We start from the raw sequence: 10,144 nt of genomic DNA on the forward strand, positions 1-10,144 counted from the left end.
GCGAAGTACCGAAGCGAAGCGCAGTGCGGAATGCCCCGACCCTTGCGTCAGCAAGGGGCACGCCCAAAAAAATAAAACCATTTTTCTAATCTACAAAGGCTAAGGCTTGCTCTATATCCCAAATAATATCCTCGTAATGTTCTACGCCAATAGATAAACGTATCATTTTCTCTGTGATACCTAATTGTATCTTTTCCTGTATATCTACATCAGCATGAGTCATAGTGTAGGGGTGTTCAGCCAAACTCTCCGTGCTTCCTAAACTAACTGCAAGCTTAATCAATTTGAGATGGTTGAGAAATTGAAAAGCTTGCTTTTCACCGCCCTTGATATCAAAAGAAATCATAGCGCCATCTGAAAGACATTGTTTCTGCTTAATAAGGTATTGCTGCCCATCTTTTTCCGTAAGATTGCCTAAATAATACACTTTCTCTACTTTTGGATGTTGATTAAGAAATTGAGCTACATGCTTAGCATTGTGGGCTTGTGTTTCCATGCGGACTTTAAGAGTTTCTAAACTTCGAAGCAACAGCCAACCTGTCCAAGGACCTGCCATGTTACCTAAAAAAGTGCGCATGTATTTAACTTTGTTAATCAGTTCTTGGCTGCCCAGGCACGCACCTGCAATCACATCGCTGTGTCCTCCAATGTATTTGGTAGCAGAGTATACCACTAAGTCCGCTCCTAGCTTCAAAGGGTGCTGCCACAAAGGTCCCATGTAGGTATTATCTACGGTTACATACACTTTTTTGTCGGGTTTAGAGCAATAGTCTGCAATAGTCCGAGCTAAGCCAATATCAAACAAGTAGTTAGTAGGATTAGCAGGGGTTTCTACGTATATTAAGGCGATTTTGTCTTTAAGTTTTTTATCTTCAATTCGTTCAATAATGTTTTGTTCAGTTTCGTAGTGATAAAAGAATTCAGCTTGTATATTGAAACGGGGTAGTATTTTATGCACAAAATGGCTAGTTCCACCATATAAGGGGTTACTTACCAAAACTATGTCGCCTGGGGAAAGAAAAGTTAATAAAACTGTGGTAATGGCAGACATGCCGCTTTCAAACACGGCGCACTTTTCTGCTTCATCCCAAAGGGAGAGTCTATCTTCTAATATCTCTAAATCAGGGTTGTTGATACGGCTATAAATAAGCCCTAATTCTTCGTTTTCTTTTTTTTGTCTATGTCCGTAAGCAATTTCAAAAAAGGCTTTACCTTCCTCTGCTGTTTTAAATACAAATGTAGAAGTTTGAAAGATAGGGCTTTTTATAGCCCCTTCGGAGAGTTCAGGTTTATATCCGTAGGACATCATTAAGCTTTCGGGGCGTAGTTTTTTATTGATGTTTTTCATAGTAGAATTTGTGTTTGCAAGATACGTAAAAAAGTCAAAATTTTTAATTGTTTAGTTGTTTTCGTTTTGAATAATTTTTTGGGCGTGCCCTTGTGGGCAAAAGCCCACAAGGTCGGCGTGCTACGGGCTACGTGCGGAATGCCCCGACCCTTGCGTCAGCAAGGGGCACGCCCCAAAAAAAAACTTAAAAAATTATCAAATCCTTCCTTATGCCTTGATTCCATTCTCTTCTTCATCAGGTAAATCAATAATGCCTTCCCCTTTATCTCTCTCTCCTGCAATAGAAATAGTCAAAGCAGGTAAAACAAATAAATTAGAAAACATGGCTATTCCTAAACATAAAGAAACTAACATTCCCATTGCTTGCGTTCCGCCAAATTCAGAAAATAAAAATATCCCAAAACCAAACAGCAAAATGATAGAGGTATATATCTCACTAATTCCACTTTCATAAATAGCCCTGTAAGTAGCTTCTTTGACAGGTAACTTGTGTTTTTTGCGTTCTACTCTATAACGGGCTAAAAAGCGAATGGCATTATCAATGGTCATCCCAAAAGTGATACTAAATATAATAACCGTAGAAGGTTTGAGTAATACATTAGTGAAGCCCATTATTCCTGCGGTTAAAACCAATGGAATGATATTCGGCAATAAGCTGATAATCAACATTTTGAAGTTGAAAAATAATATCCCCATTAAAATTGCAATTAAGACAAAAGCTACAATAATGCTTTCAATTAGGTTGTTGATTAAGTAGTAATTGCCCCAACTAAACATTACACTGCTGCCTGTAATGTGAATTTTACAAGTAGTGTCCATTACACTTTGCACATCTTTGCGAATTTGCGGAAATAACTCAGTCAATTTTTTTGAACCTACGTCTTTCATTTGAAAAGTTATTCTTGCGGTTCGTAAATCTTTATCCACTAAGCTGGAAAGAATAGGAATACTATCTTTACTGCGAATAATAAAGGTAGCCATGTTTCTGTATTGAGAAGCCGTAGGCAGCGTGTAGCCCATTGTATCATTACCATAATACACTACCTGCGTAGCAAATTTGAGTATTTCAATCATTGAAATAGGTTTAGATAAGTATGCACTATACTTTTGGTACAACGTGTCAGATACTTTTTCCATTTTTCGTAATGCACTCAGACTCAATAGCCCATTTTTACGCTGTGTGTCAATTACTAACTCCAAAGGCATAACTCCATTGAGATTGTCTTCAAAAAATTTCAAATCTCTTTGCAAAACATCTTTTTTAGGTATATCATCTAACATATAGCTATTAGCTTTGAGATGAGTCATGCCTATGCTACATATTGCTATCAGTGCCAAAGCTATTGTGTAAATTACAGGTCTGCGTGCTCGCACTGAAAACTCAATAAAGCGTACAAAGCCATTAAGAAATTTGCTATCTAAGTGCTTGAACTGTGCGTTTTTAGGTGCAGGAATGATAATCAAAAAAGTAGGAATAAGCAGCAAACATAAAATGTATGTTACGATAATGCTAATACCTGCTACTAATCCAAATTGTTGTAACATTTCTATTTGCGTAAAAGATAAGCTCAAAAAGCCCAATGAAGTAACTAAATTGTTCATCAGGGTAATAGCCCCAATATGCTCTATAATGTATTTGACGGAATACACTTTGTTTCTACTGCGGCGATAGAGTTCAATATACTTTGTTACGAAGTAAATAGTGTTAGGAATGCCTATTATCATCACTAGGGTAGGTACTAATGCTGTGAGCAGATTAACTTTATACCCCAAAGCACTCATCAATCCGCGAGAGAAAATTACGCCCAATCCTGTTACAAAAAGAGAAACGGGTATAATGGCTATCCAACGAAAGAAAAGGTATAAAATCACAATAGTAACCACAACAGAAAGGATTAAAAACTTGATCAGCTCTTGGGATACTTTAAGTACCATAGCCGATCGTATGTAAGGCAAGCCTGAATAGTATAACTGACCACCCAGCTGTGCTTCATACTCTTGGCATATTTTTTTTATGTTTTGAGTGATTTCTATTCGTTTTTTAGAGTCTAAAACTTCTTTTTTAAGGTTGATTGCAATTATGGAAACATTATTATCGGGATTAAAAATAACGTGTTTGTAGAAAATGAGTCGTTGTATTTGTTTAGCAAAGCTATCTACATCGGCTTTGGTGGGCTTATGCTCAAATAAAGGACGGATTTTTATTTTTTGAGTGCTATCTACATACAAAATAGGGGCATGAGTAATGCTCAACACTCTTTCTACGCCTTCGGTATGTTTAAGTCTCTCGGAAAGTTCATAAATGGCTTGTAAACCTTGTAGATTTTCTAAGCTATCTTTCTTGAAACCCACAAACATTACTTTGCCATCATCGCCGAATATTTTTTTGAAGCGTTGATAATAAACATAGTCAGGATGAGTAGAAGGGATAATTTTACCTGATGCATATCCATAATCCATCTCTAGCCCTTGCCCTAAGTATATCATTACCACTATAAAAATGGCTACTCCTACAAAAATCCATACTCGTGCTTGAAGGATAAACCGAGAAACTATTTGCCACATGTTAGCTGTGCAAAAGTAACGATATTACTACACTTTACAAGTATTTAGCAAGTTATTTTTTGAGAAAAGGTAAATCTTCGGGTTTCATGCCTAAAAATTGAAGTTCAGCTTGAGCGCTGGGAACTAATTCACTTTTAGGATAGCGCTTCAAGAAGTCTTCATACGCAGCTTTGGCTTTGTCTATCTTTTTTAACTCATTATGATAAATAAAACCTTTCATAAAACAAGCTTTTTCGGCTTGCTGTGTTTTACTGTAATCTTTTACCAATTTGTCATAAATGAAAATTGCTTTTTCGTACATTTTGAGATTGGGACTGGCATAAAAATTAGCTGCCCGAGATAAAAACTCTGGTGCTTTCTCATGACTAGGAAACATATATGCGAACTGCTCATATTGAGTAGCTAAGTCTTTTATAGCATTTACATCTATCACAGGCAGTTGAGCAGCTGCTTGGTTGATATTTCCAAATATCATTTTTTCTCTGTCTTCAATAAGTTTTATTTGCTTTTCTGCACTTACTTTTTGATTTTGACAAGCAATCCAAAAAATGGATATAGTGAAAATGAAATAAAATACCTGCTTCATATTTTTAATTGGGCAAATCTATAATTTTTACATGTTTAGCACAATTTTATTTGATAATTTTTGTCTATATTTCCAACCTTTACCCAAATTTTATACTCTTTAAGTTATCACTGTGCAGGTTCCAGAAGACATTTTGATACAGGGATGCATAGACCAAGATAGACGTTTTCAGAAATTACTATATGAGCAATACTGTGAAAGTATGTTTACTTTGGCAGTGCGGTTATGCGCGGACTATCAAGATGCAGAGGACGCCCTGCAAGAAGCTTTTATTCAAGTATTTAAGCATATTCATAAGTTTAGAAAGGAAAGCACATTGGGAGCTTGGATTAAGAAAATTGTAGTGCGCACTGCACTTAAAAAAAGCAAAAAAACAAGCTTTCCACTTGAAAGCATAGAAATTGCAGATAAAGAAGAAATGTTTGAATCTATGATAGAAAAGCCCATAGATATAGAGTATTTAGAGAAATGTATTTTTTCCTTGCCCCAAAAATGTCGGCAAGTGTTTATATTAGCGGAAGTAGAAGGTTATTCACATGAGGAAATTGCAGAACTGTTGCAAATTTCTGTGGGTACCTCTAAGTCTCAACTACATTATGCTAAACAATTGCTTAAACAAAAGTTACAACCTATTTTGAAGTGAAGTATATGAAAAACAAGGTATATCAAAAATTGCCTACATATCGCCCTTCGGATAAGGTTTGGCAAAATATAGAACGGCGTTTGGATGCCGCAAATCGCCAAAGAAAAGTATATTGGGGCTATGTTTGGTTATCTGCGGCGTGCTTTTTAGTTGTTGCTTTCGCTAGCTTATTTTTAGTTTCAAAGCCTATTGAGAATAAATCTTCCCAAGAGATAAAAATTCTATACACCGAAGAAGATATAGACACACACTTGTATCAAAGACCTGTTTTTGAATCTTTGCCAATTGAGATTGAAGAAATAGAAACTCTCTGCCAAATTCAGCCAGTAAAATGCCAAGATGAATATGCTCAATCTTTGATTCAGCAAATAAAAGACCTAGAAAAAGCTTCTTTTGACTTAGACCAACAGACCACTTCCGAGCAGCCCTTGTCCGATATGAGTATAGAGAAACACAAATCTTACCTTCAAAAAGAAAAATATAAACGGATTAAAAAGCTTAAACGCTATCTCAACGAATGAAATACGTTTAATTTTGCTGCGTTATGCTTACTATTACCAACGCCACTAAAACCTTTGTAATAGACGCTTATACACAGATAAAAGCTTTAGACAACGTATCGCTTACCCTTGGGGATAATGATTTTGTTATCCTTATAGGAAGTAACGGTAGCGGCAAAACCACTTTATTCAATGCAATAACAGGTGAAATTACTTTGGATAAAGGAAGTATTTTTCAGGACAAAGAAAATATTGCTTATCTTTCCACAGTAAAAAGAAGTAAAAAGATTGCTAAAATAGCACAAAACCCATTAGCAGGTACCGTAGCAGAGCTCTCTATTGTGCAGAATTTTAGATTAGCTTATCTAAAAAATAAAAAACTAGGATTAAACATAGCTATCACCTCAAATTTTAGACAAAAAGTAAAAGAAAAAGTAGCCCTGCTCAACATGGGACTAGAAGATAAAATAGACCAAGAAATGGGTAAATTATCAGGTGGGCAAAGGCAAGCTTTATCGCTACTGATGCATACTTGGCATAAACCAGAACTTTTACTGTTAGATGAACCTACAGCTGCCTTAGATGCAGCTGCCGCGGATACAGTTATGAAAATAGTCCAAAGAATTGTACAAGAGTACCAAATTCCATGTATGCTCATAACTCATAATATTCCTGATATGATACAATACGGCAATCGATTAGTGCAAATGCATAAAGGTAAGATTGTACGGGATTTATCTTTGGAAGAAAAAAGCAACTTAAAACCTGAAATTATTCTAAAATGGCTATCTTTACCTGAAAATGATTAAAATTTGAGTTCTGTATGCTAAATACTCGTTTACCTAAAAGTGATACATGTCTCAACTGTGGATATGAAGTAAAGGAACATAACTTTTGCCCTCAATGCGGTCAAGAAAACATAGATTATAGAGTTAGTTTCAAAGCGCTAGTAAGCCATTATTTTTCAAGATACTTTAACTTGGACACAAAACTTATCAGAACACTGAAAGTGTTGATAATTAAACCCTGGCGTTTAAGTCAGTTATATTTACAAGGTAAAAGGAGAGATTACACAGTTCCGATTCGCTTATACTTTGTTTTAAGCCTGCTTTTCGTCATAGGAATGCGATTTCAATTTTTACATAATCAAGAGCAAAAATCTAGTGGTTATATCTTTAAGATCAAGGTTAATCCAGAAGCGGCAAAAAATCCTGAACGATTAGAGTCCCAAAAGCTGGCTTTACAGTTTATTAAGCAATTTCCAAACGCAATGTTGATATCTGTACCTCTGACAGCGTTAATTCTTACCGGTCTATACTACAACACTAAAAAATACTTGTTCATAGACCATCTCATTTTAATGCTTCACTATTATTCTTTTGTGTTTTTGATAAGCTTACCCTTTTTATTCATTTCTTATTTGAGTTCATTGAGTGTGGTAAATGTACTCATCTCTAGCGTGTATCTATGGATATTCATGAAGGAATTTTATCAAGAAAGTGCCTTCAAAACTACATACAAGTTTATAGTTTTTAGCCTACTTAGTGGCGTAGTAGTTATGGCTCTTTCAATAGGATTAGTGTTTTTTATAGTAGGTAAAGAATTGTTGTTAGAGAGGTTGAACTTTTGACCTTTGCATGCCGAACTCAATAATTTTTTGTATGAAATCAAGCGGCTTGTAATTTTCTAAGGCTGCTTGGTGGAATATACAAGTAGCAGGTGTCATTCCAGGTAAAGAATTAACTTCAATTATAATGACTTCTACTTTAAGCGGATTTTTCCATACGCGCACAAAGGCATCTATGCGAGCATATCCTTGAATATTGAGTACAATAGCCACCTGCCGAAGTGTTTCTTTGACAACCTGATTAACATACTCTTGAAGTTCAGGTTGAGTTAGGTCGTATCGAGCAGGAGTAATATTTTGACCTTGCCCTGCTAAAAACTTTTCTTCAATAGATAAAATTTCCTTTTCGGCTAATGTTTCAGATGCATTAAAAACTTGATACTGAATATTTCCTTCTTCATCATAGTAAGTCAGTAGTCCACCCGTAATTTCCAAGAAATGGTCCGCACTCTCTTTACCTACCCATTCCTCTACTAAAAATTCGTTTTTCTTAGGAAATTCTATTTTTTCATCAATATCTAAAATTTTACAGGCTTCTTTTGGATAAGTATCCGTTTCTCTGAACAAAAGAGATGCATAAGCTTCTAACTCTAACCAAGTTTTAATTTTAACAACTGCTGCACTACAACCATCATCTACGGGTTTGGCTACCAAAGGAAACTTAAAAAATTTGAGCATAGAACGGTATTGTGTAAAGTTTTGCTTAGTTATTAAAGCATGGCGAGCTACTTTGAAACCTGCTTGCTGTAAAAGTTCGTTGGTTAGATATTTGTTTATGGTAATAGCAGAAGTATCTGCTCTTGAACCATTGTAAGGAATACCATATTTTTCTAAATGAGTTTGCAGTTGTCCATCTTCGCCAGGTCTACCGTGTAAAGCAATAAAACAGAAATCAAAAATCTGCTTATATTCTTCAGGCTGAATTTTTTTAGGTTTTTCAACAGATGCAGGATTACCAAAAAGTTCTACAATTTCTTTTGTACGGTTTCTAATCTCTTTTAGTACAGCATTCTCTTTTTCAGAAAGATGCAGAATTTTATCTCTAATATCATCGGCGTTGTCTTTGAGCATCATGCTAACAGGAATTTGCCATAGTTCAAAATAGCTTTCATCGCCTATTAAAAAAACAGGGATAGGTTCAAATTGTGTGGAGGAAGAAAGTTTTTCATATACGTTTCTACCGCTTTCTACTGAAATGTGGCGTTCATAAGAGTATCCACCCATAACTACGGCTACACGTATTTTTTTGCTTTGTTTTTCTTTTTTTTGTTCAAGTAAGCTTTTTAATCGCTTTTGTATATCCTCTACCTTATATGGATTTTTACCTGTAAGTTTGCGAGCTTGCAAAGAAGTGTAAATAATATATGTCAAAAATTGCGAGGGATTCAAACCTATCTCTGCTGCTTGATGAAAGAAAAACGAAGAAGGTAGCATTCCTGACGTAGTATTTGGGTCATTGAGGTAAATTTGATTATCTTCACTCAAAAAACCATCAATCCGAGCATAGACTTCGCTTCCTAATATGTAAAATAAATCTTCTGCTCGCTTACAAATTTTTTGTAGAGTAGCTTCATCTACTTCCATAGGGGTAATTTTTCTACTTCTACCCGGCATATATTTAGACGAATAGTCATAAATATCGCCTGTCTTTTTTATTTCAGTAGGGGGAAGTGCTACTACTTGTCCGTTGAGATCTTCAATTACTATACAAGAAAATTCTCGCCCTTTGATGTATTGCTCTACGATAATTTCCTGGTCTGCTTGGGATGCCCATAATTGAGCTATAGCTTTGGGATACAATTCGCTCAAAATATCTAATGCCGAAAGCAGCCCATCAGGGTGGCGAATTAACGAACCATTCAAATAAACAGGCAGACCTATACCTTGTTTAAGGTCAATCACAGATTTTAAGTGTTGTACTTTCTGTTGAGTAGATAACGACCTCCATACAGCTAACTCAATCTCTACTATGCCAAAAGCTTTGTAAATAGCTTGAACAAAATCATGCGCACTGCAAGTTTCAGGCAAAATAGTTACTCCTATGCTTGAACCCTGCCGAGCAGGTTTTATGACCAAAGGTAAACCCAACAAATGTACAATTTGCTCAAACAGTTCGTTTTTATCTTTGTGTTTAACAAAATCGTCCTGGTAAATAGTTATGTATTCGGGCGTAGGTAAGCGATTTTGAAGATATACATCTTTTTGCCAAGCTTTATCAATCCCCATAGCTGAACCTAATATTCCACTTCCTGTGTAAGGAATACCTAACCATTCTAATAAACCTTGTATAGCTCCATCTTCCCCTTGATTGCCATGCAAGCACAAAAAAGCGATATCTATTTTCTTTGGCAAATCTTCAATAAAGATGCGTTTACCTACGGCAGATATAGCTGTTTCAATGAAAGGATCATCTGCGGCACAAATGTTTTCAATATACAGTTGAAATCCATACAAAGAGGTATTTTTAACGTGCGTAGGCGGATAAAAATCCCTGATAGTACCCTTGTAAAGATATTGCCAATTTAGCTCAATAAAATTGTGGTAGCTATCTATAAAAATAGGGATAGGTTCAAACAAACTTTTATCTAAATTGTCATAAACCGTGCGACCTCCTGCAAAAGAAATTTCGCGCTCTGCAGAACTTCCGCCAAATAAAATTCCTACTTTTAACATGAGTATGCAAAGTTAGAAAATTTAACAAGAGCAAAGCATATTGACATTTTTCTATCCCAAAACGTGGTTTATGCTACAATTAAATTTTAATTCTTTGGGCGTGCCCTTGCCCACACTTCGCTTGCGCTTGTGTGGGCAAGGTCGGCGTGCTTCGGGCTACGCTCACGCTTCGGTGCTTCGCTGCGCTACGCACTGGGCTATC

Annotated in this window: 8 protein-coding genes; 4 read left to right on the top strand and 4 right to left on the bottom strand. The window is 35.9% G+C overall.

What is annotated here, in order from left to right; genetic code table 11:
- Nucleotides 1-85: 85 nt before the first annotated feature.
- The 3 genes from NZ519_08440 to NZ519_08450 form a co-directional block, all read right to left on the bottom strand.
- Nucleotides 86-1,348, bottom strand: a complete 1,263-nt coding sequence (locus NZ519_08440) for a cystathionine gamma-synthase family protein (protein MCS7028779.1) — start codon at nucleotides 1,346-1,348, stop codon at nucleotides 86-88.
- 207 nt (nucleotides 1,349-1,555) lie between these two features.
- Nucleotides 1,556-3,913 (bottom strand): MMPL family transporter, encoded by a 2,358-nt coding sequence (locus NZ519_08445; protein MCS7028780.1) that lies wholly within the window; start codon nucleotides 3,911-3,913, stop codon nucleotides 1,556-1,558.
- A gap of 52 nt (nucleotides 3,914-3,965) precedes the next feature.
- Entirely contained in the window at nucleotides 3,966-4,499 is a 534-nt protein-coding gene (locus NZ519_08450) for a tetratricopeptide repeat protein (GenBank protein ID MCS7028781.1), read from the bottom strand.
- Nucleotides 4,500-4,611: 112 nt separating this feature from the next.
- Here NZ519_08450 and NZ519_08455 point away from each other — a divergent pair, with 112 nt between their 5' ends.
- From NZ519_08455 to NZ519_08470, 4 genes are read left to right on the top strand one after another with little or no spacing between them, the layout of a single operon-like run.
- On the top strand, nucleotides 4,612-5,142 hold the full coding sequence (locus NZ519_08455) for an RNA polymerase sigma factor (GenBank protein MCS7028782.1): 531 nt from the start codon (nucleotides 4,612-4,614) through the stop codon (nucleotides 5,140-5,142).
- A 5-nt stretch (nucleotides 5,143-5,147) separates the two neighbouring features.
- The gene (locus tag NZ519_08460) at nucleotides 5,148-5,663 is read left to right on the top strand and encodes a hypothetical protein (GenBank protein MCS7028783.1); all 516 of its coding nucleotides are present in this window, start codon (nucleotides 5,148-5,150) and stop codon (nucleotides 5,661-5,663) included.
- A 23-nt stretch (nucleotides 5,664-5,686) separates the two neighbouring features.
- Nucleotides 5,687-6,451: an ATP-binding cassette domain-containing protein gene (locus NZ519_08465; GenBank protein MCS7028784.1), complete on the top strand. Its 765-nt coding sequence runs from the start codon at nucleotides 5,687-5,689 to the stop codon at nucleotides 6,449-6,451.
- Between the two features lie 14 nt (nucleotides 6,452-6,465).
- On the top strand, nucleotides 6,466-7,272 hold the full coding sequence (locus tag NZ519_08470; GenBank protein MCS7028785.1) for a DUF3667 domain-containing protein: 807 nt from the start codon (nucleotides 6,466-6,468) through the stop codon (nucleotides 7,270-7,272).
- Here NZ519_08470 and NZ519_08475 read toward each other — a convergent pair.
- Nucleotides 7,252-9,942, bottom strand: a complete 2,691-nt coding sequence (locus NZ519_08475; GenBank protein ID MCS7028786.1) for an ATP-grasp domain-containing protein — start codon at nucleotides 9,940-9,942, stop codon at nucleotides 7,252-7,254. The two genes, NZ519_08470 and NZ519_08475, sit on opposite strands and share 21 nt — an antisense overlap.
- Between the last annotated feature and the right edge of the window lie 202 nt (nucleotides 9,943-10,144).

This window comes from Bacteroidia bacterium, assembly GCA_025056095.1.
In the GTDB taxonomy this organism is placed as follows: Bacteria; Bacteroidota; Bacteroidia; order JANWVE01; family JANWVE01; genus JANWVE01.

Excerpts from the sequence above, each read along its gene's own strand:
- NZ519_08470 (MCS7028785.1), top strand. The coding sequence starts at position 6,466 with ATGCTAAATACTCGTTTACCTAAAAGTGATACATGTCTCAACTGTGGA.
- NZ519_08465 (MCS7028784.1), top strand. The coding sequence starts at position 5,687 with ATGCTTACTATTACCAACGCCACTAAAACCTTTGTAATAGACGCTTAT.
- NZ519_08445 (MCS7028780.1), bottom strand. The coding sequence starts at position 3,913 with ATGTGGCAAATAGTTTCTCGGTTTATCCTTCAAGCACGAGTATGGATT.
- NZ519_08475 (MCS7028786.1), bottom strand. The coding sequence starts at position 9,942 with ATGTTAAAAGTAGGAATTTTATTTGGCGGAAGTTCTGCAGAGCGCGAA.
- NZ519_08460 (MCS7028783.1), top strand. The coding sequence starts at position 5,148 with ATGAAAAACAAGGTATATCAAAAATTGCCTACATATCGCCCTTCGGAT.
- NZ519_08440 (MCS7028779.1), bottom strand. The coding sequence starts at position 1,348 with ATGAAAAACATCAATAAAAAACTACGCCCCGAAAGCTTAATGATGTCC.
- NZ519_08450 (MCS7028781.1), bottom strand. The coding sequence starts at position 4,499 with ATGAAGCAGGTATTTTATTTCATTTTCACTATATCCATTTTTTGGATT.